19 protein-coding genes are annotated in these 21,270 nt (G+C 71.9%); 1 reads left to right on the top strand and 18 read right to left on the bottom strand.

The window, feature by feature from the left end; translation table 11 throughout:
• Positions 1–103 precede the first annotated feature (103 nt).
• From AC069T_RS19915 to pgsA, 18 genes are all read right to left on the bottom strand, one after another.
• Positions 104–1,252, bottom strand: coding sequence for a caspase family protein (locus AC069T_RS19915; RefSeq protein WP_478784009.1), 1,149 nt, complete (start codon positions 1,250–1,252; stop codon positions 104–106).
• Positions 1,233–1,655, bottom strand: a complete 423-nt coding sequence (locus AC069T_RS19910; protein WP_478784008.1) for an effector-associated constant component EACC1 — start codon at positions 1,653–1,655, stop codon at positions 1,233–1,235. The genes AC069T_RS19915 and AC069T_RS19910 overlap by 20 nt, the downstream gene beginning before the upstream one ends.
• On the bottom strand, positions 1,648–3,084 hold the full coding sequence (locus AC069T_RS19905) for a serine/threonine-protein kinase (RefSeq protein WP_478784007.1): 1,437 nt from the start codon (positions 3,082–3,084) through the stop codon (positions 1,648–1,650). The genes AC069T_RS19910 and AC069T_RS19905 overlap by 8 nt, the downstream gene beginning before the upstream one ends.
• A 23-nt stretch (positions 3,085–3,107) precedes the next feature.
• Entirely contained in the window at positions 3,108–5,660 is a 2,553-nt protein-coding gene (locus tag AC069T_RS19900) for a RelA/SpoT family protein (protein WP_478784006.1), read from the bottom strand.
• A gap of 251 nt (positions 5,661–5,911) precedes the next feature.
• Positions 5,912–6,451, bottom strand: coding sequence for an adenine phosphoribosyltransferase (locus AC069T_RS19895; protein ID WP_478784005.1), 540 nt, complete (start codon positions 6,449–6,451; stop codon positions 5,912–5,914).
• Positions 6,448–7,572, bottom strand: a complete 1,125-nt coding sequence (gene secF, locus AC069T_RS19890) for a protein translocase subunit SecF (RefSeq protein ID WP_478784004.1) — start codon at positions 7,570–7,572, stop codon at positions 6,448–6,450. Before secF ends, AC069T_RS19895 begins: the two co-directional genes overlap by 4 nt.
• Before the next feature lies 1 nt (position 7,573).
• Entirely contained in the window at positions 7,574–9,349 is a 1,776-nt protein-coding gene (gene secD / locus AC069T_RS19885; RefSeq protein ID WP_478784003.1) for a protein translocase subunit SecD, read from the bottom strand.
• A 141-nt stretch (positions 9,350–9,490) separates the two neighbouring features.
• Complete coding sequence (gene yajC / locus AC069T_RS19880; protein ID WP_478784002.1) at positions 9,491–9,973, bottom strand: preprotein translocase subunit YajC; 483 nt, start codon at positions 9,971–9,973, stop codon at positions 9,491–9,493.
• 164 nt (positions 9,974–10,137) lie between these two features.
• Positions 10,138–11,208, bottom strand: coding sequence for a Holliday junction branch migration DNA helicase RuvB (ruvB, locus tag AC069T_RS19875; protein ID WP_478784001.1), 1,071 nt, complete (start codon positions 11,206–11,208; stop codon positions 10,138–10,140).
• A 61-nt stretch (positions 11,209–11,269) separates the two neighbouring features.
• Positions 11,270–11,881, bottom strand: a complete 612-nt coding sequence (ruvA, locus tag AC069T_RS19870; protein ID WP_478784000.1) for a Holliday junction branch migration protein RuvA — start codon at positions 11,879–11,881, stop codon at positions 11,270–11,272.
• Positions 11,878–12,408, bottom strand: a complete 531-nt coding sequence (gene ruvC, locus AC069T_RS19865) for a crossover junction endodeoxyribonuclease RuvC (protein ID WP_476751983.1) — start codon at positions 12,406–12,408, stop codon at positions 11,878–11,880. Before ruvC ends, ruvA begins: the two co-directional genes overlap by 4 nt.
• 109 nt (positions 12,409–12,517) lie before the next feature.
• Positions 12,518–13,270 (bottom strand): YebC/PmpR family DNA-binding transcriptional regulator, encoded by a 753-nt coding sequence (locus AC069T_RS19860; RefSeq protein ID WP_476751984.1) that lies wholly within the window; start codon positions 13,268–13,270, stop codon positions 12,518–12,520.
• Between the two features lie 48 nt (positions 13,271–13,318).
• Positions 13,319–13,924, bottom strand: coding sequence for a pyridoxal 5'-phosphate synthase glutaminase subunit PdxT (gene pdxT / locus AC069T_RS19855; RefSeq protein WP_478783999.1), 606 nt, complete (start codon positions 13,922–13,924; stop codon positions 13,319–13,321).
• A 6-nt stretch (positions 13,925–13,930) separates the two neighbouring features.
• Complete coding sequence (gene pdxS / locus AC069T_RS19850) at positions 13,931–14,854, bottom strand: pyridoxal 5'-phosphate synthase lyase subunit PdxS (RefSeq protein ID WP_476751986.1); 924 nt, start codon at positions 14,852–14,854, stop codon at positions 13,931–13,933.
• 193 nt (positions 14,855–15,047) lie between these two features.
• The gene (locus tag AC069T_RS19845) at positions 15,048–15,593 is read right to left on the bottom strand and encodes a LemA family protein (protein ID WP_478783998.1); all 546 of its coding nucleotides are present in this window, start codon (positions 15,591–15,593) and stop codon (positions 15,048–15,050) included.
• 329 nt (positions 15,594–15,922) lie between these two features.
• Positions 15,923–17,083 (bottom strand): glycosyltransferase family 4 protein, encoded by a 1,161-nt coding sequence (locus AC069T_RS19840; protein ID WP_478783997.1) that lies wholly within the window; start codon positions 17,081–17,083, stop codon positions 15,923–15,925.
• The gene (locus AC069T_RS19835) at positions 17,080–18,006 is read right to left on the bottom strand and encodes a phosphatidylinositol mannoside acyltransferase (protein ID WP_478783996.1); all 927 of its coding nucleotides are present in this window, start codon (positions 18,004–18,006) and stop codon (positions 17,080–17,082) included. Before AC069T_RS19835 ends, AC069T_RS19840 begins: the two co-directional genes overlap by 4 nt.
• Positions 18,003–18,725 carry a phosphatidylinositol phosphate synthase gene (gene pgsA, locus AC069T_RS19830; RefSeq protein WP_478784099.1) on the bottom strand — a complete coding sequence of 241 codons (723 nt, stop codon included), beginning with the start codon at positions 18,723–18,725 and terminating at the stop codon, positions 18,003–18,005. Before pgsA ends, AC069T_RS19835 begins: the two co-directional genes overlap by 4 nt.
• 219 nt (positions 18,726–18,944) lie before the next feature.
• On the opposite strand from pgsA, the gene AC069T_RS19825 reads away from it, so the two are divergent.
• Complete coding sequence (locus tag AC069T_RS19825) at positions 18,945–21,143, top strand: elongation factor G-like protein EF-G2 (RefSeq protein WP_478783995.1); 2,199 nt, start codon at positions 18,945–18,947, stop codon at positions 21,141–21,143.
• Positions 21,144–21,270: the final 127 nt, after the last annotated feature.

The following is a 21,270-nucleotide window of genomic DNA, read 5'->3' as shown; positions in this document are numbered from 1 at the left end:
GGGAGGAAGAGTCCGAGGCGGAGGCCATGGCCGTTTGGCCCTTCCCTCCCCCCCCCCCCCCCCCCCCCCCCCCCCCCCCCCCCCCCCCCCCCCCCCACCGCGTTCATGACGGGACGCGCGGTCCGCCCTGTTCGGCGATGTGGAGGGCGTGCTTGAGGACCTCGCAGGCCTGGATGTGGTTCCCGCACTCCTGGAGGAGATCGGCGAGCCGCCGGCACACGAGGATGGCCTCGGGCCCGTACAGCTTGTGGACCTGCCGGAAGGCCAGCTCCAGGACCTCGATGGCCTCCCCCACCTGGCCGGACTCCGCGAGCAGCTCGGAGAGTTCCAGCTGGACGGCGAGCAGGTCGCCCCGGCCGTTCGCCGTCTGTTCCTGGAGGGCGAGCCGCAGCACGGGAAGGGCGTCCCTGGTGTTGCCCGCGGCGCGCAGGGCCCGGGCCACGTTGAGGCCGGTGGCAACCATCGCGGCGCGTACGTCGGCGGCGAGGACCGGTCCCGCGGGTGCGCGGTGGCCGGCGCGGGCCTTGTTGCGGGCGAAGGCGAGCCGTCCCACGCCGTTCTCCTGGGAGCGTTGCGGCAGCGGGCGGTTCTTGGCCCGCAGCCGCTCCTCCAGGACCCGGTAGAGGGTGTCGAGGTCGATGAGTTCGGGTCCGTCGTGGACGCCGTCGCGCAGGACGGTGAGGAGTTCGCCGGTGAACGCGGTGTAGCGCTCGCCGTCGGGCGCGAGCGCCAGCCGGTCGCGCGGGGAGGCGGTGAGCACGAAGGCGCCGTCGACCGCGGCTTGCGCGGCGAGTACGTCACCGCCGCCGACGAGGGTGCGGGCGGCCCGGCCGCTGAAGCAGCAGTCGAGGACGACGACCTTGCGGCGGGCGCGCGAGGCACGCAGGGCGGAGCGCAGGTGCTGGTAGGCGACGGCGGTGTAGCCCAGGTGGTCGCGGGAGTCGCCGAGCGCGAGGTACAGGTCGGCGGACTCGGAGTCGCGCATGCCGTGCCCGGCGTAGTACACGATCAGGGTGTCGGTGGCCTCGTCGCCCGCCTGGTGCACCGGGTCGAGCATGGCGAGCGGACTCTGCGGGTCGGTGACGACGGTGCAGTGCTGGACCGGGAGCCCCCAGACCGTGGCGTCGCACAGCTCGGCGGCGAGGTCGACCACGTTCGCCTCGACGGCGGGCAGTTGGGGCAGGTGCCGGTAGGAGGCGGTGCCGATCAGGACCGCTCTGGAGCGGGCCGGGTCAGGGAGCGTCGAGGTCACTCTCGGCTTCCTCCCGGTCGAGGAGTCCGACGATCCGGCGCAGGGTCTCCTCGTCGCGCGCCGCCTCGGCGGTGAGCAGCACCTCGACCTCGCCGCGGCGCAGGGTGACGGCGGGGGCCCGGCGGCGCGAGCTCTGCCACTGGAGCACGGAGACGACCAGCGATGCGGTGGACAGCCCGCTGCCGAGGGCGAGTTGGAGCAGGTCGAACCCCGAGCCCATGTGCTGTGCGCCGGCCGGCTCGCCCCCGATCCGGGCGCGTACGTCGAGCGTCTCGTCCGCGTGCAACCAGCGCAGCAGGGAGCGGAGTTCGTCCTCGCTGCCGGGTGCTTCCCCGGCGTCCGGCGTCCGCTGGGCCCCCGCGGCCGCCGGGACCGGTGCGATCCCCGCGACGAAGTCAGTCATCGATCCCGTCCGTTCGTCGGCCTACCCGTTTGTTCACCTGCGAGAACAGGTCCAGTGCCTGGTCCCCGGCGTCCAGCCTGGCCAGGCACACGGCCTGCCAGTACTGGCTGGTCAGGGTGGTGAGGTGGTCGGGGCCCAGCGACGACAGGCACACCGGCACGATCACCGACAACATCTGTGCGGCTTCGCGGAGTTCACCGCGCAGCACCAGATTGACCGCCTCGCGCTGCCGGGACAGGGCGTTCGACGCGGTCATGCTGCTCAGGACGAGCCGCCGGGTGGCGTCGCTGAGGGTGGGCGGCGCCAGAGCACGGCGGGCCATGCGGAACGATGCCCCCGCGCCCTGCTCGGAGAAGGCGCCGCCGTCCGGCGCTCCGGCCCCCGGCCCCGCACCGGCAAAGTCCGGGGGCAGCGGCGGCACGGCCGACTGGTCCCAGTCGTACTCGGGCGCCTCGACCAGCGGCCTGGACGGGCCTTGGCCTCCGAGGGCGGGCGAGCCGCCGGCCGGGGGCGGGCCCTGTACGGCGGGCGGCTCGGCGAGGGCTTCCAGCACCTCGGCGCGGATGTGCCGCGCCAGCAGGCCGGCCAGCAGTGCGGTGCCGCCGTCGGCGAGGCCCCGGAGCTCCTCCTCGACCGTCTCGACCCGCTGCGGCCGGTCGGCGGGATCCTGCTCGCAGAGCCGGTCGACGAGGAGGGTCAGATCGACGGGGTACGGCGGTTTCCGCCCGGCCAGTCGCGGGATGCCGTCGCCCAGGGCCTTCTCCACGATGGCTCCGACGTCCATGGTCGCGCCGAACGGCAGCTCGCCCGTGATCATCAGGTACATGCAGGCGCCCAGCCCGTAGAGGTCGGCGGCGGGCTCCGGCAGCGCCCCGCGGATCGCCTCGGGCGCGATGAACTGCGGTGTGCCCATCAGCATGCCGGTCCGGGTGATCACCGCCTCCCCGGCGAGGCGGGCGAGCCCGAAGTCCTGGAGGACGACCCGTCCGCCGCGGTCGATCCCCACGTTCGAGGGCTTGACGTCCCGGTGCAGCACACCGGCCGCGTGGGCGGCGGCGAGTGCGTCGGCGACCCCGAGGGCGACGGAGGCGACCGCGGCCGGCGGCAGCGGTCCCGTCGCCGCGACCAGGTCGGCCAGGGTCATGCCGTCGAGTACCTGCATGACCAGGTACGGCGTGCCGTCGTGGACCCCCGTGTCGTACAGCGTGACGACCGAGGGGTGGTCGATCCTGGCCAGGGCGCGGGCCTCGCGCATGAAGCGCTCGAGCGCCTCGCTGTCGGCGGCCAGTCCTTCCACGGCGGTCAGCAGCTTCACCGCGACGCGGCGCCCGAGCACCTCGTCGACCGCCTCGTACACCACACCCATGCCGCCCCGCCCGAGGAGCCCCACCGGGCGGTAGCGGCCGGCCACTAAGCCGATGCCGTCCATCTCGTCCCCCGTCGTCCGGTCGGTCAGGGCCTGCGGGCCGACGTCACGCGGTACACGTCGTACACGCCCTCCACACCCCGTACGGCCTTCAGGACGTGGCCGAGGTGCTTGGGGTCGCCCATCTCGAAGGTGAAGCGCGAGGTGGCGACGCGGTCGCGGGAGGTCTGCACGGCCGCGGAGAGGATGTTGACGTGCTGGTCCGACAGGACGCGGGTGACGTCCGACAGGAGCCGCGAGCGGTCCAGCGCCTCGACCTGTATGGCGACGAGGAAGACCGAGGACTGGGTGGGTGCCCACTCGACCTCGAGGATCCGCTCGGGTTCCCGGGACAGCGAGTCGATGTTGACGCAGTCGCTGCGGTGCACCGAGACGCCGCTGCCGCGGGTGACGAAACCGATGATCGGGTCGCCGGGTACGGGAGTGCAGCAGCGGGCCAGCTTGACCCAGACGTCGTCGACGCCCTTGACGACGACTCCGGGGTCGGCGTTGGAGCGCCGCTTGCGGCTCCGGCCGCGGGCGGGCGGAATGCTCTCGTCGACCTCCTCGCTGGCCGCCTCCTCGCCGCCGAGCGCTTGCACCAGCTTCTGCACGACGCTCTGCGCGGCGACGTGCCCCTCGCCGATCGCCGCGTACAGCGACGAGATGTCGGGGTAGCGCATCTCGTGCGCGAGGGTGACCAGGGAGTCGCCGGTGAGGATGCGCTGGATCGGCAGGTTCTGCTTGCGCATCGCGCGGGCGATGGCGTCCTTGCCCTGCTCGATCGCCTCGTCGCGGCGCTCCTTGGAGAACCAGGCCCGGATCTTGTTGCGGGCCCGCGGCGACTTGACGAAGCCCAGCCAGTCCCGGGAGGGGCCGGCGCCCGCGGCCTTGGAGGTGAAGACCTCGACCAGGTCGCCGTTGTCGAGGGTGGACTCCAACGGCACCAGGCGGCCGTTGACGCGGGCCCCTATGGTCCGGTGGCCGACCTCGGTGTGCACGGCGTAGGAGAAGTCCACCGGGGTGGCGCCCGCCGGGAGCGCTATGACGTCGCCCTTCGGCGTGAAGACGAAGACCTCGTTGCGGGACAGGTCGAAGCGCAGGGACTCCAGGAACTCGCCCGGGTCCTCGGTCTCCTTCTGCCAGTCGAGGAGCTGGCGCAGCCACGCCATGTCGTTGAGGTGGTCGTCCTTGCCGGTGGTCCGCGGCACGTCCGAGCGCACCTTGGAGGTGCCGGCGACGGCCTCCTGCTTGTACTTCCAGTGCGCGGCGATGCCGTACTCGGCACGGCGGTGCATGTCGAACGTACGGATCTGGAGTTCGACCGGCTTGCCGTTGGGGCCGATGACCGTCGTGTGCAGCGACTGGTACATGTTGAACTTGGGCATCGCGATGTAGTCCTTGAACCGGCCGGGGACCGGATTCCATCGCGCGTGCACCGTGCCGAGGGCCGCGTAGCAGTCGCGGACGGTGTCCACGAGGACGCGGATGCCCACCAGGTCGTAGATCTCCGCGAAGTCACGGCCGCGGACGATCATCTTCTGGTAGACGCTGTAGTAGTGCTTCGGGCGGCCGGTCACCGTCGCCTTGATGCGGGCGGCGCGCAGGTCGGACTGCACCTCGTCGGTCACTATGGCGAGGTACTCGTCGCGCTTGGGGGCGCGCTCGGCGACGAGGCGCACGATCTCGTCGTACATCTTGGGGTAGAGGATCGCGAAGGCGAGGTCCTCCAGCTCCCACTTGATGGTGTTCATGCCCAGCCGGTGGGCGAGCGGCGCGTAGATCTCGAGGGTCTCGCGAGCCTTCTTCTCCTGCTTCTCGCGCTTGAGGTAGCGCATGGTGCGCATGTTGTGCAGGCGGTCGGCGAGCTTGATGACCAGGACGCGGGGGTCCTTCGCCATCGCGACGACCATCTTGCGGACCGTCTCGGCCTGCGCGGCCTCGCCGAACTTGACCTTGTCGAGCTTGGTGACACCGTCGACGAGGAGGGCGACCTGGTCGCCGAAGTCGCGGCGCAGGGAGTCCAGGCCGTACTCGGTGTCCTCGACGGTGTCGTGCAGCAGGCCGGCCATCAGCGTCGCCGGGTCCATGCCGAGCTCGGCGAGGATGGTGGTGACGGCCAGCGGGTGCGTGATGTACGGGTCGCCGCTCTTGCGCTTCTGACCGCGGTGCCAGCGCTCGGCGACCTGGTAGGCGCGCTCGATCTGGCGCAGCGTGGACGTCTCGATCTTCGGGTCGTTGCCGCGCACTATCCGCAGCAGGGGCTCCAGCACCGGGTTGTACGGGTTGGAGCGCTGGCCGCCGAGCCGGGCGAGTCGGGCCCGCACGCGGTTGGAGGAGCCACCGCCGGTCCGCGCGGGCTGGCCGGCCGCGGGACGGGCCACCGGGGTGCTGGACTGCTCGCCCTCGCCTGGCGCCGGCTTGGGGCGTGGCTCCTCAGCGGCCTTCCCCTCGGGCGCGGACTGGGCGTGCTCGACCGGCCCGTGCGCGACGCTCTTCGCGGGCTCGGCCGCGGGGCCCGAAGTCGGTACGGGCTTGGCGGCCGGGGTTCCCCCCGGGCGGTCGGCACTGGGGGCGAGTGGCTGGGCCTCGTCTGGCAAGAGGGCTCCTCGTGCGCTTTCCGGGTCCCCCGGTCAGGCTCCGGAAACCCCATGGTAGCGATCCCCGGCTTCGAACTCGTCTTCGGCCGGTGGGACGGCCTGGTACTGCGGAAACAGCGGAGGCGGGCACCGGATTCCTCCGGGCCCGCCTCCGCGGTGTCGAACGAGTGTCCTAAGGGTGCTGCGCGACTGCCGGAGGACGGCGTCCGGGTACCGCGTCGCCGTACTGCGACGCGGCGCCGGCGGCGTCCTCAGACCCTGAGGAGGGCCTCCAGAGGGGCGCCCTCGAGGGCCGGCTCCAGGCGGGCTCGGCCGCCCAGGAAGCCGAGCTCCATCAGGACCGCGACGCCCGCGACCTCGGCGCCCGCCCGGCGGATCAGCCGAAGCGAGGCCTCGGCGGTGCCGCCGGTGGCGAGGACATCGTCGACGACCATCACGCGGTCCCCCGCGGCCAGGTCCTCGGCGTGCACCTCGATCTCGGCGGAGCCGTACTCCAGGTCGTACGACTGGCTGAGGGTCGCTCCGGGGAGCTTGCCCGCCTTGCGTACGGGGATGAAGCCGACGCCCGCGCGGACCGCCGCGGGCGCGCCCAGGATGAAGCCGCGGGCCTCCAGACCGACGATCTTGGTGGCGCCGTTGCGCACGGTGATCTCCGCCAGCGCGTCGGTCAGCGCGGTGAACGCCGCCGGATCGGCCAGCAGCGGCGTGATGTCCTTGAACATCACACCCGGCTCCGGGTAGTCCGCGACGTCCCGGATGCGGCTGAGCAGCAGCTCCTCGATGCCGGTCATCGGCGCTTCCCCGAGGGCCGGCCGCGGCCCCGGGTGCGGGACGCGGGCTGGTTGCGCGGGCCGACGACCGCGGGCGCGGCGTCCTGCGGCTCGTCCTCGTCGTCGTACGACTCGGGGGCGGGCTCCCGCACGTCCAGCGACTCGCCCCGGGCGGCGGCCTGCGCCCGCTTGGCGAGGACCCGCTTCTTCAGGGCCTTCATCTGCGGCTCGCGCTCCTTGAGGTCGGCGACGAGCGGCGTGGCGATGAAGATGGACGAGTACGCCCCGGCCGCGAGACCCACGAACAGCGACAGCGAGATGTCGTTGAGCATGCCGGCCCCGAGGACACCGCCGCCGATGAACAGCAGGGCCGCGACGGGCAGCAGCGCGACCACCGTCGTGTTGATGGAGCGGACCAGGGTGCTGTTGATCGACCGGTCGGCGACCTCGCTGTAGGTCCAGCGGGTCTGCTTGGTGAGGTCCTTCGTCTGTTCCTTGAGGCTGTCGAAGACCACGACCGTGTCGTAGAGCGAGTAACCGAGGATCGTGAGCAGACCGATCACGGTGCCCGGGGTGACCTCGAAGCCGACCAGTGCGTAGATGCCGACCGTGATCGTGATGTCGTGGATCAGCGCGACGAGCGCGGCCAGGGCCATGCGCCACTCGAAGGCGATCGCCAGGTAGATCACCACGAGGACCATGAAGATCGCCAGGCCCTGCCAGGCCTTGTTGGCGATCTGGTCACCCCAGCTGGGGCCGACCAGGTCCGCGTTGATCGACTCGGAGTCGACCTTCAGGTCCTTGGCCAGCTCGTCCTTGATCTGGTCCGACTTGCCGGTGTCGATGCCGGCGATCTGGATGCGCAGACCGCCGTTGCCGAGCTTCTGGACGATCGCGTCGTGCCCGGAGGCCTCCTCCGCGTACGTCTCGGCCTGGGACACCGAGACGCTGGTCCGCTCGGTGGTCAGGACGGCTCCGCCCTGGAACTCGATGCCCATGTTCAGGCCGCGCACCGTCAGGCCGAGGATGGCCGTGATGGTGATCAGGATCGAGACGCCGTACCAGATCATGCGCTTGCCGACGAAGTCGTAGCCGATCTCGCCGCGGTGGAGCCGGGCGCCGAGGGTGCCGAGTTTCGACATCTCACGCCTCCTTCGTGTCGACGGGGGCGGACGCGCGACGGGTGCGGCGCAGCGGGGGCTGGGCACCCAGTCGCTTCGGGTCGAGGCCCGACCAGCTGTGACCGTTCGCGAAGAACTTCTTGCGGGCGAGGATCGTCATCAGCGGCTTGGTGAACAGGAAGACGACGACGACGTCGAGCAGGGTGGTCAGACCGAGGGTGAACGCGAAGCCCTGGACCTTGCCGACCGTGACGATGAAGAGCACCGCGGCGGCGAGGAACGACACGAAGTCGGAGACCAGGATGGTGCGCCGGGCGCGCGGCCAGGCACGCTCGACGGCGGGCCGCAGCGAACGGCCCTCGCGGATCTCGTCACGGATGCGTTCGAAGAACACGATGAACGAGTCCGCTGTGATGCCGATCGCGACGATGGCACCGCACACGGCCGGCAGGTTCAGCGCGAAGCCGATGGTGGGGCCGAGCAACGCCATGATCACGTACGTGAGGACGGCGGAGACGAGCAGCGAGGCGACGGCGATGAGCGACAGACCCCGGTAGTAGACCACCAGGTAGATGACGACCAGGGCCAGGCCGATCGCACCGGCGATCAGACCGGCGTGCAGCTGCTCGCCGCCGAGGGCCGCGGTCACCGTGGTGACGCTCGCCTCCTTGAAGGTGAGCGGCAGCGCGCCGTACTTCAGCATGTTCGCCAGGTCCTGCGCCTCGGTCTGGTCGAAGCTGCCGGAGATCTCCGCGCTGCCGCCGGTCAGCGCCTGGCTGACGTACGGGTCGGAGACGACCTCGTTGTCGAGGACGATGGCGAACTGGTTCTGCGGCTGCTGGTTCTGCGCGAGCTTGCCGGTGATGCTGGCGAACTTCTTGGCGCCACCGGACGTGAAGTCCATGGTGACCTTCCAGCCGGCACCGCTCTGCGTGTCGTAGACGGCGGCGGCCTTCTTGACGTCCGTACCGGACACCTCGGCCGGGCCGAGCACGTACTTCTGCCACTGGCCGTCCGAGTTCTGGCCGCAGGCCACGGTGGAGTCGGAGGGCTTGGCGCCGACGCCGGCCTTGGCGCGGTCACCCGGCTTGGAGCAGTCGAGCGCGGCGTACTGGGCCTGGAGCTTGGCCGTGGCCGGGTCGGCGCTCGCCGGAGGGGAGGCGTCGGCGGAGGCCGAGGACTTCGCCGAGGCACTCGCGGACGGCGTCGCGTCGTCCTTCAGGGCGTCGGTGACGGCGCGGCCCTGGGAGGTGGCGGTGGCCGAGGGAGTCGCGGAGCCGGACGGGGTCGCCTTGTCGGTGGCCTTGTCGCCCGCCTTCTCGCTCGCCTTGTCCGTGGGCGTCTTCGAGGCGCTGCCGCTCGGCGAGGGGCTGGCCGTCGCGGCGCCGCCGGTGACCTCCGTCGCGACGACCGGGCGGAAGTAGAGCTTGGCGGTGGTGCCGACCTGCTCCCGGGCCTGCTTGGAGTTCGTGCCCTTGGGGATGTTGACGATGATGTTCTTATCGCCCTGGGTCTGGACCTCCGCCTCGGACACGCCAAGACCGTTGACGCGGCGGTTCATGATGTCGACCGCGGTGTCCATGTTGGTCTTGTTGATCGCGTTCGGCTGGCCCGGCTCGTTCTTCGCCTCGAGCGTGATGCTCGTGCCGCCGGCGAGGTCGATGCCGAGACGCGGGGTGGGGTGCCCGGAGAGGAACATCCCCCCGGTGAGCGCCACGATGGCGATCAGGATGAGGGCCAGCGAGCGCCCCGGCCTGCTCTGGGCGCTCGCGCTCCGGCCCTTCTTCGGTGCTGCCACCTTCTCGTACTCCCTCTCGGGCCACCCGGCGCCGGGTGAGCGCCGGGGCGGCCATGACATGGTGTCGGGATACCGTGCGGAACCGCACGTCCCGCGGAACGCCGGTCGCGAGCGGGTCGCGCCGCGCTCCCGGGTCGTGCCCTACTTCGCGTCGGACTCGCCGTCGGTCTTCTTCGGCTCCGCCGCGTCGGTCTCGGTGGGCTCGACGGCCTGCGCGTCCGTGTCCTTCTTGCCGAGGTCGAGAGGCTTGTCGTCGGAAGCGACCACGGGCTCGTCCGTCCCGGTGAGGGAGGAGGCGTCGTCCGGCACGACAGCGGCGTCGTCGTCCTTCAGATCGGGGTCGATGCCGTGGACGAGGCGGTTGTACTCGTCGTCGGTCAGAACGGCCCCGATCGAGTTCTTCGCGAAGATCAGGTGGACGCCGGGGGCGGCGTCGAGGAGGACCGTGTCCTCGCTGACCTCCTTCACCGTCGCGTACATGCCCCCGATCGTGCGGACGCCGGTGCCGGGCTGCATCTCGTTGCGCATCTGCGCGGCCGCCTGCTGCTTGCGCTTGGCCGAGCGGGTCATCAGGAACATGGCCCCGATGAGCACGACGAGCGGGAGGAAGGTCAAGGTATTCACGGGACGGGGTTCCTTCGCACGACCGCGCGGGGGGCGGCCTGGTGGATGGGGGTTGGTCGGCGCCGCCCACAAGGGCGGCATCGGCGGAGTCTAAGCGAGTCCGCACTCATGGAACAACGCTCAGCATGGCACCGGGGTTCCTCTCCGGGCAGGGGCCCGCGCCGTCACGCCCCGAACAGGTCCCCTTGTCCGATTCCCCCCGGCGCCTGGCGCGGCGGGGCCAGGCCGAGGTGCGCCCAGGCGGCCGGTGTCGCCACCCGGCCGCGCGGGGTGCGGGCCAGCAGTCCCTCGCGCACCAGGAAGGGCTCGGCGACCTCCTCGACGGTCTCGCGCTCCTCCCCCACGGCGACCGCGAGTGTGGAAAGACCGACGGGACCGCCTCCGAAGAGCTTGAGCAGCGCCTCCAGGACACCGCGGTCGAGCCGGTCGAGGCCGCGGGCGTCCACCTCGTACACCGCGAGGGCCGCCGCCGCGATGTCCCGCGTGATGATCCCGTCGGCCTTGACCTGCGCGTAGTCGCGTACGCGGCGCAGCAGGCGGTTCGCGATACGGGGCGTGCCCCGGGAGCGGCCGGCGATCTCGGCGGCGCCCGCGGTGTCGATCTCGACGTCGAGGAGGTGGGCCGAACGGTGGATCACGCGCTCCAGTTCGGCCGGCTCGTAGTACTCCATGTGCGCGGTGAAGCCGAAGCGGTCGCGCAGCGGGGGCGGCAGCAGACCCGCGCGGGTGGTGGCGCCGACCAGCGTGAACGGCGGCAGTTCGAGCGGGATGGCGGTGGCGCCGGGGCCCTTGCCGACGATGACGTCGACGCGGAAGTCCTCCATGGCCATGTAGAGCATCTCCTCGGCGGGCCGGGACATGCGGTGGATCTCGTCGAGGAAGAGGACCTCGCCCTCCTGGAGGGAGGACAGGATCGCGGCGAGGTCGCCCGCGTGCTGGATGGCCGGGCCGCTGGTGATGCGGATCGGGGCGCCCATCTCGGCGGCGATGATCATCGAGAGGGTGGTCTTGCCGAGTCCGGGGGCGCCGGACAGGAGCACGTGGTCGGCGGTGGCCCCGCGCGCGCGGGCGGCGCGCAGGACCAGGTCGAGCTGCTCGCGGACCTTCTCCTGTCCGATGAACTCGTCGAGGTCCTTCGGGCGCAGCGCCGCCTCGACGGCCTGGTCCTCGTGGTCGGCGACCGAGCCCACCAGCCGCTCGTCGGCGGTCTCGTCGGTCGTGTCGTCCCAGTTCATCGCTTGTGCCTCGCGGTCGCAGTGGGGTCGGTCGAACGGGCGTGGGGCGCTCGGGGCGCGGTCAGCGCGTCCGGTTGAGGGTCTGCAGGGCCGCCTTCAGCAGGTGGCCCACCTGGGGGCTGCCGCCTGCGGCCTCGGCCTGGGGCTCGACCGCGGAGACCGCCTCGTCCGCCTCGCGGGTCGCGTATCCGAGGCCGATCAGGGCGGCGTGCAGCTGGTCGCGCCAGCCGGCGGTGACGGACCTGCCGATGGCGGGACCGCCGGGGCCGAGGGGCTCGCCGAGCCGGTCCTTGAGGTCCAGGAGGAGCTTCTGGGCGCCCTTCTTGCCGATGCCGGGGACGGCGGTGAGCGCCTTCTCGTCACCGGTGGCCACCGCGCGGCGCAGGGCGTCGGGGCTGTGCACGGCCAGCATGGCCTGGGCCAGCCGCGGGCCGACACCGCTCGCGGTCTGCAGCAGCTCGAAGACCTGGCGCTCGTCGTCGTCCGCGAAGCCGTACAGCGTCAGTGAGTCCTCGCGGACGACGAGGGAGGTGGCGAGCCTGGCGTCCTGTCCCGTACGGAGTCCGGAGAGGGTGTTGGGCGTGCACTGGACGGCGATGCCGATGCCGCCGACCTCGAGGACCGCGGAGTCGGGGGCGAGCGCGGCGACCGGGCCGCTGACGAAGGCGATCATGCGGGACGCCCTTTCGATGCGTGCAGGGCGACGGCCTGCTGGAGTCTGTTCTTTGCGGGTGCGCGCCAGATGTGACAGATGGCGAGGGCCAGGGCGTCCGCGGCGTCGGCGGGCCTGGGCGGTGCGTCGAGCCGGAGCAGGCGCGTGACCATCGCGCCGACCTGGGCCTTGTCCGCGCGCCCGCTGCCGGTGACGGCGGCCTTGACCTCGCTCGGGGTGTGCAGGGCGACGGGGATGCCGCGCCGGGCGGCGCAGAGCATGGCGACGGCGCTGGCCTGGGCGGTGCCCATGACCGTGCGTACGTTGTGCTGGCTGAACACCCGCTCCACGGCGACGAATTCGGGCCGGTACTCGTCGAGCCAGCGCTCGATGCCCTGCTCGACGGCGACGAGGCGCAGCCCCAACTCGGCGTCGGGCGGGGTCCGTACGACACCGACGCCGCACATGGTCAGGGGGCGGCCCGCGAGTCCCTCGACCACTCCGACACCGCACCGGGTCAAACCCGGGTCAACACCCAGTACCCGCACCCCGAACCCCTTCGTCGATCTCCTGCTCGTGCAGGCTATCGGGTACCGCTGACAAAGCCGCGGGCCGACGGAGTGTGTGTTCCGTCGGCCCGCGGCTGGTGCCGTCCGCTCAGGCGTCGACGCTCGCCATGACCTCGTCGCTCACGTCGAAGTTGGCGAAGACGTTCTGCACGTCGTCGCTGTCCTCGAGCGCGTCGATCAGCTTGAAGATCTTCCGGGCCCCGTCCTCGTCCAGCTCGACCTGCATGGTCGGGACGAAATTGGCCTCGGCGGAGTCGTAGTCGATGCCGGCCTCCTGGAGCGCGGTGCGGACCGCGACCAGGTCGGTGGCCTCGGACAGGACCTCGAAGGACTCGCCGAGGTCGTTGACCTCTTCGGCGCCCGCGTCGAGCACGGCGCCCAGCACGTCGTCCTCGGACAGTTCGCCCTTGGGGACGATCACGACGCCCTTGCGGTGGAACAGGTACGACACGGAGCCCGGGTCGGCCATCGAGCCGCCGTTGCGGGTCATCGCGACGCGGACGTCGGAGGCGGCGCGGTTGCGGTTGTCGGTGAGGCACTCGATGAGCACAGCGACACCGTTCGGTCCGTAGCCCTCGTACATGATCGTCTCGTAGTCGGCGCCGCCGGCCTCGAGACCGGCGCCGCGCTTGACCGCGGAGTCGATGTTCTTGTTCGGGACCGAGCTCTTCTTGGCCTTCTGGATGGCGTCGAAGAGCGTCGGGTTGCCGGCCGGGTCGGCGCCGCCCGTACGGGCCGCGACCTCGATGTTCTTGATCATCTTCGCGAAGAGCTTGCCGCGCTTGGCGTCGATCACGGCCTTCTTGTGCTTCGTCGTAGCCCATTTAGAGTGGCCGGACATCTGCCTGTCTCCTTCGCGTAACCCAACTCTTTACGAACGCCAGAGATCCTACAAGGACTCCGCTGTCCGGTTCGCGCGCACCATGTCGACGAAGAGCCCGTGCATGCGGTGGTCGCCGGTCAGTTCCGGGTGGAACGACGTGGCGAGCACGTCGCCCTGGCGCACGGCGACGATGTGGCCCTCGTGCCGGGCGAGCACCTCGGCGGCGGCGCCGACGGACTCGACCCAGGGGGCACGGATGAAGACGCCCTCCACCGGACCGCCCGCCACGCCCGTCACGTCGACGGCCGCCTCGAAGGACTCGTTCTGGCGCCCGAAGGCGTTGCGACGCACGATCATGTCGATGCCGCCGACGGTCTCCTGGCCCGAGCGCGGGTCGAGGATCTTGTCGGCGAGCATGATCATGCCCGCGCAGGTGCCGTAGACGGGCATGCCGTCACGCACGCGCGCGCGGAGGGGCTCCATCAGTCCGAAGAGCACGGCCAGCTTGGAGATGGTGGTGGACTCGCCGCCGGGGATGACGAGACCGTCGACCTCGGCGAGTTCCTCGGGGCGCCGCACCTGCCTGGCCACGGCGTCGGCCGCGGCCAGGGCGATCAGGTGCTCCCGTACGTCGCCCTGGAGTGCCAGGACGCCCACGACAGGAGTGTTCATGAGTGACTACCAGCCGCGGTTGGCGTAGCGCTCGGTCTCGGGGAGGGTGTCGCAGTTGATGCCGACCATGGCCTCGCCCAGGTTGCGGGACGCGTCCGCGATGATCTTCGGGTCGTCGTAGAAGGTGGTGGCCTTCACGATGGCGGCGGCACGCTTGGCGGGGTCGCCCGACTTGAAGATGCCGGAGCCGACGAAGACGCCCTCGGCGCCGAGCTGGCGCATCAGCGCGGCGTCGGCCGGGGTGGCCACACCACCGGCGGAGAACAGCACGACCGGCAGCTTGCCGAGCTCGGCGACCTCCTTGACGATCTCGTACGGGGCACGCAGCTCCTTGGCCGCGGCGTACAGCTCGTTGTTGTCGAAGCCGCGCAGCCTGGCGATCTCGTTCTTGATCTGGCGCAGGTGGCGGACGGCCTCGACGACGTTGCCGGTGCCGGCCTCGCCCTTGGAGCGGATCATGGCCGCGCCCTCGGCGATGCGGCGCAGGGCCTCGCCCAGGTTGGTGGCGCCGCAGACGAAGGGGGTGGTGAACGCCCACTTGTCGGAGTGGTTGACCTCGTCGGCCGGGGTGAGGACCTCGGACTCGTCGATGTAGTCCACGCCGAGGGACTGCAGGACCTGCGCCTCGACGAAGTGGCCGATGCGGGACTTGGCCATGACCGGGATGGAGACCGCCTCGATGATCTCCTCGATCATGTTCGGGTCCGACATCCGGGCCACGCCGCCGTCCTTGCGGATGTCGGCGGGCACCCGCTCCAGGGCCATGACGGCCACGGCGCCGGCGTCCTCGGCGATCTTCGCCTGCTCGGCGTTGACCACGTCCATGATCACGCCGCCCTTGAGCTGCTCGGCCATGCCGCGCTTGACGCGCGCGGTGCCGGTCGCGGGGTTGTCGGCGCGCTGGGCGGAGTTGGAAGGCGTGCTGGACACGGGTGTACCTCACTCGGTGGAAAAAGAGGGCTGCTGCAGCACCGAGGAAACGCCGGCGGACCAGTCCACAGCAAGGGCCAATGGTGAGCCGGTGGCTCATTTTTCGCCCCCCGTGCGTGAAAGCCCAGGCCACGGGGCTGTCATCGGCCCGCCTCCCCGAGCGCGCGGCACGGCTGTGGTGGCTCCGGCGGGCCTACGAGGTGGGCCGGTCCGCCAGGGCCACCGGGGGCTCGTCGTCCATCTCGAAGGCGAGCGGGAACGGCGCATGCCCCGCCAGCCGGAACCAGCGCACCTTGCGGTGCCGGCGCAGCGCGCGGGCGGCGCGTACCGCGTCGTTGTGGAACCGCCGGGCCATCGGCACCCTGCGCACCGCCTGGGCCAGCTCGTCCGCGGCCTCCTCGCCGCCGGGTGCCGCCCGGACGGCCTCGACCTGGGCCGTCTCGCCGAAGACCGCCCGCAGGGCCTGGCTCAGCTCGCTCTCGGCGACCTCGCGCTGGTCCGGCTCGGCCTGCCGGGCGGCGTGGGCCGCCTCGTAGAGCACGATCGAGGCGGCCGGATCCAGCACTCCGGACGTCGCCAGTTCCTGGGCGACCGACGCGCGGCGCAGCAGCTGTGCGTCCAGGGCCGCCCGCGCGGCGTCGATCCGCGCGTGCAGCCGGTCGAGACGCCCTGCGGTCCAGCTCAGGTAGAGGCCGATGGCGGCGAGGCCGACGAGGATCCAGATGAGGGTTGCGGTCACGGGCGGCAAGGCTACCGGTGACCACTCGGCGCCCCGCAGGCACCGTGCGCGACGGAACGCGGCGTGCAGCCGCGGCGTCACGGAACGCGGCGTGAACCCCTGGCGTAACGGAATAAAGCGTGAACCCCCGACGTCACGGAACGGCACCCGGCGGGCCCGGACCGCGCAGCGGGCCCCCTTCACCGGGGGGCAGCGGACCCCGTGTCCTCCCGGCACCGGGCGACGGTGGACCCCGCCGGACTCCCGGCACCGGGGGACGGCGGCCGTCGCCGGACTCCCGGCACCGGCGGACCCCGTATCCTCCCGGCACCGGTGGCGGCGTACGACGCTCAGTCCCGGGCGAACCCGAAGCGGGCCATCAGGCCCGTGCGTTCGTCGGCCGCGACCGCCGCCGCCCCGTCGGTCACCGTCTCGTACACGGAGAGGATGTCCGCGCCGACCGTCGACCAGTCGAAGCGCCGCACATGGGCGCTCCCCCGCTCCCGCAGTCCGGCCCGGCGCCCGTCGTCACCGAGGAGCCGCAGGGCCGCCTCGGCCAGCGCGTCCGCGTCCTCGTTGGCGAACAGTTCCCCGGCCGCCCCCTGGTCCAGTACCTGGGCGAACGCGTCGAGGTCGGAGGCGAGCACCGCCGCCCCCGCCGACATCGCCTCGACGAGGATGATCCCGAAGCTCTCGCCGCCGGTGTTGGGCGCGACGTACACGTCGACACTGCGCAGGAAGCGCGCCTTGTCCTCGTCGCTGACCATGCCGAGGAACTCCACACGCGAGCGCATCTCGGCCGGCAGGTCCTCCACGGCCTCCTTCTCGTCACCGCGTCCGGCGACCAGGAGCCGCGTCCGCGGACGCGCGGCGAGGATCTTCGGCAGCGCCTTCATCAGCACCGGAAGTCCCTTGCGGGGCTCGTCGATGCGGCCCATGAAGCCGAGGGTGTCGCCCTGCCACTCGGGGTTGGGCTTGGCGCGCGCGAAGAAGTCGACGTCGACGCCGTTCGGGATGACGACGGCGTCGCCGCCGAGGTGCTCGACGAGCGTGCGGCGGGCGTACTCGCTCACCGCGATCCGCGCGCTGATCTTCTCCAGCGCGGGCTGGAGGATCGGGTACGCGGCGATCATCGCCCGGGAGCGCGGGTTCGAGGTGTGGAAGGTGGCGACGATGGGTCCCTGGGCCGCCCAGCACGCGAGCAGTCCCAGTGACGGCGAGGTCGGCTCGTGGATGTGGATCACGTCGAACCTGCCGTCGTGGAGCCATCGCCGTACCCGGGCGGCGCTCAGGAAGCCGAAGTTGAGGCGCGCGACCGAGCCGTTGTACGGCACCGGGACCGCGCGGCCCGCCGAGACGACGTAGGGCGGGAGGGGTGTCTCGTCGTCGGCCGGGGCGAGGACGGACACCTCGTGCCCGAGGCGGATGAGGTGCTCGGCCAGGTCGCGGATGTGGAACTGGACGCCGCCCGGGACGTCCCAGGAGTACGGGCAGACGATGCCGATCCTCACGGGCCCTCCCGGTCGGACGGCTCGGGGCGGGGCTCCAGGTCGGCGAGCCACAGACGCTGGAGCATGTGCCAGTCCTCCGGATGGTCGGCGATTCCCGTGGCGAAGGCGTCGGCCAGCGCCTGTGTCATGACAGACGTCTTCTCCGCGCGGGTGCCTGTCGCCGGGATCTCGACGGGCGGATGGATCCGGCCCTTCATCACGGGCGAGTCGTCGAACCAGAGCGTCACCGGGAGGAGCAGGGCGCCGGTCTGCTGGGCCAGCAGGGCGGGTCCCGCGGGCATCCGGGCCTTCTCGCCGAAGAACTCGACCTCGACACCGGACGCGGACAGGTCGCGGTCGGCGACCAGGCAGACCAGGCCGCCGCTGCGCAGCCGCCGGGCCAGCGTGCCGAACGCGGAGCCGCCGCTGTGCGGCAGGACCTCCATGCCCAGGCCCTCGCGGTAGGCGACGAAACGGTCGTACAGCGACTCGGGCTTGAGGCGCTCGGCGACCGTCGTGAAGGGGATGCCGAGCCCCGTGGTGGCCCAGGCGCCCGCGAGGTCCCAGTTGCCCAGGTGCGGCAGCGCGACGACCACGCCCTTGCCCGCGGCGAGCCCGTCGGTGAGGTGGTGCAGGTCCTTGGGGTCGAAGCCCGTCCGCACGCGTTCCGCGCTCCAGGCGGGCAGCCGGAAGGACTCCATCCAGTAGCGCAGGTACGAGCGCATGCCCGCCCTGGACAGCTCGGCGAGGCGCTCCGGGGTCGCGTCCGGCACCACGCGCGCGTAGTTGCTCTCCAGCCGCCGCACGCCCTTGCCGCGCCGCTTCCAGGTGAGGTCGGCGATGATCCGGCCGAGCCGGACGGCGACGGGCTCGGGGAGCTTCTTGACGGTGCTCCAGCCGAGCGCGTACGCCCCGTCCGCCAGCCGGTCCCGCAGCTTGCTCACGAGGTGGCCTCACTGCCCTGGGCGGCGGCCGCCGCGTCTGCCTCGGCAGCCTCCCGGCGCACCGTGACGACCCGCTGGATCAGCGTGACGAGGCTGCCGACGGCGACGATCCACAGCGCGATCGGCAGCAGCCACTGGATGCCGGGGACCCCGAACTTGTGCAGCCCGGCCAGCCCGGCCGCGACCAGCGAGATCACCAGCCGCTCGGCGCGCTCGACCAGGCCGTTGACCGCCACCGGCAGGCCGATCGACTCGCCGCGCGCCTTGGTGTACGAGACCACCTGGCCGCTGGCCAGGCAGAAGATGGAGACCGCGCACAGCACGTTGTCGTCGCCGCCGCCCGCGTACCAGAGGGCGAAGCCGCCGAAGACCGCGCTGTCGGCGACCCGGTCCAGGGTCGAGTCGAGGAAGGCTCCCCAGCGGCTGGAGCGGCCGAGCTGGCGCGCCATGTTCCCGTCGACCAGGTCCGAGAACACGAACAGCGTGATCACGACCGTGCCCCAGAAGAACTCGCCCATGGGGTAGAAGACCAGCGCGCCCGCCACCACTCCGGCCGTGCCGAGGAGCGTCACGGTGTCGGGGCTCACCCCCCGGCGGACGAGAAACGCGGCGAACGGTGTGAGGACACGCGTGAAGAATGCACGCGCGTACTTGTTCAGCATGGCCTTCCCGAGGGTCGGTGTCGCCGCGCGGCCCCTGCTGGCCACCGGCTGGCCCATCGTAGCCACGCGCGCGCCGGTGCGACCGCCGGGCACCCTCGCCCCGTGTCACGGCGGCCCCGCGCCGGCGTCACGCCGGGATCGCGTCCCTCGTATGGACGCACCGTGAGGTGAGTGGAAAGCTCGAAGAACCGCGGGCGTCACCGGAGCCGCCACCGCACGCGGACCGGACCGGCATGCGCGCCCACAGTGACCTCACCGTGCACGGGAGGCAGGACCATGGGCGACAAGGCGAACGCACACCCCGGAGCCGCCGGCAGGGCTACGGCGGCCGACCACCCCGCGTCCGTACGGAATGTGGTGCTGGTCGGCCACAGCGGATCCGGCAAGACGACGCTGGTGGAAGCTCTCGCGCTGACGGCGGGAGCGGTGAACAGGGCGGGCCGCGTGGAGGACGGCGGCACCGTCTCCGACTACGACGAGATCGAGCACCGGCAGCACCGCTCGGTGCAGCTCTCCCTGGTCCCCGTCGACTGGGACGGATACAAGATCAATCTGCTGGACACACCCGGCTACGCGGATTTCGTCGGGGAGCTGAGGGCCGGTCTGCGCGCCGCGGACGCGGCCCTCTTCGTCGTCTCGGCCTCCGACGGCGTGGACGGCCCGACCAGGATGGTGTGGGAGGAGTGCGCGGCGGTCGGCATGCCGCGGGCCATCGTGGTCACGCACCTGGAGGCCGCCCGGGCCGACTTCGAGGAGATGACCCGCGTCTGCGCGCAGGCCTTCGGCGCCGACGACCCCGACGCCGTACTGCCGCTGTACCTGCCGCTGCACGGCCCGCAGGGGCCCGACGGGCACGCGCCCGTCACCGGGCTGACCGGGCTGCTCTCGCAGCGGCTGTTCGACTACTCCTCCGGGGAGCGCAAGGAGTCCGAGCCGGGCCCCGAGCAACTGCCGCTCATCGCCGAGGCCCGCGACCGGCTGATCGAGGGGATCATCGCCGAGAGCGAGGACGAGACCCTCATGGACCGCTACCTCGGCGGCGAGGAGATCGACCTCGGGACACTCGTGCGGGACCTGGAGCGGGCCGTGGCGCGCGGGACCTTCTTCCCCGTGCTGGCCGCCGCCCCCGCCGCCGAGGGCGCCCGGCAGGGCATCGGCACGGTCGAACTGCTCGAACTGATCACCGGCGGCTTCCCCACCCCCCTGGAACGCCCGGCGCCCGCGGTCACCACGCCGGACGGCAGGGCACGCGAGGTGAAACCCTGCGATCCGGACGGGCCGCTGGTCGCGGAGGTGGTCAAGACGTCCGGCGACCCCTACGTGGGCCGTGTCTCGCTGGTGCGTGTCTTCTCGGGCACGCTGCGCCCCGACACGACGGTGCACGTCTCCGGGCACGGACTGTCCGACCGCGGCCACGAGGACCACGACGTCGACGAGCGCGTCGGCGCCCTGTCCGCCCCCTTCGGCAGGCAGCAGCGCCCGCTCACCCACTGCATCGCAGGCGATCTCGCGTGCGTGGCGAAGCTGAACCGCGCGGAGACCGGCGACACCCTCTCGGCCAAGGACGATCCGCTGCTCATGGCGCCGTGGCGGATGCCGGACCCGCTGCTGCCGCTCGCCATCGAGGCGCACAGCAAGGCCGACGAGGACAAGCTCTCCCAGGGCCTCGGCCGGCTGGTCGCCGAGGACCCCACCATGCGCCTGGAACAGAACCAGAACACCCACCAGGTCGTGCTGTGGTGCCTGGGCGAGGCACACGCCGACGTCGCGCTGGAACGGCTGCGCAGCCGGTACGGCGTCCGGGTGGACGTGGTCCCGCACAAGGTGCCGCTGCGGGAGACGTTCGCGGCCGCCGCCGCGGGGCGCGGCCGTCATGTGAAGCAGTCCGGCGGCCACGGACAGTTCGCGGTCTGCGAGATCGAGGTCGAGCCGCTGCCGAACGGCTCCGGCATCGAGTTCGTGGACAAGGTCGTCGGCGGCGCCGTGCCACGGCAGTTCATCCCGTCCGTGGAGAAGGGCGTGCGGGCCCAGGCCGCCAGGGGTGTGGTCGCCGGGTATCCGCTCATCGACGTCCGGGTCACGCTGCTGGACGGCAAAGCGCACTCGGTGGACTCCTCCGACGCCGCGTTCCAGACCGCGGGAGCGCTCGCCCTGCGGGAGGCCGCGGCCGGCGCCACCATCCATCTGCTGGAGCCGGTGGCCGAGGTGACGGTGCTGGTGGGCGACGAGTACGTGGGCACCGTGATGAGCGACCTGTCCGGACGGCGCGGCCGGGTCGTCGGGACCGAGCAGGCGCCCGGCGGACGCACCGTCGTACGGGCCGAGATCCCGGAGATCGAGATCGGCCGGTACGCGGTCGACCTGCGCTCCCTCTCGCACGGCACCGCGCGCTTCGACCGCCGCTACGCACGGCACGAGCCGATGCCGGCCCAGGTCGCCGAGCGGGTCCGCGAACAGACCGGGGCCGCCTCCTAGGTCGTGTCCGCAAAGTCTCGTCGTCCGCCCGGGGGCGGGTTCCGCGGCGTCTGGTGCGTGCTCTCGGCGTGCCGGGCGGAGACCCTCGTACTGGACGTACTTGGGGCTTCGCCCGGTGCGGCGAGAG

The organism is Streptomyces sp. NPDC043867 (assembly GCF_056435845.1).
Note: the sequence above shows the minus strand (reverse complement) of the source record. Positions and strands in the feature narration are given on the sequence as shown.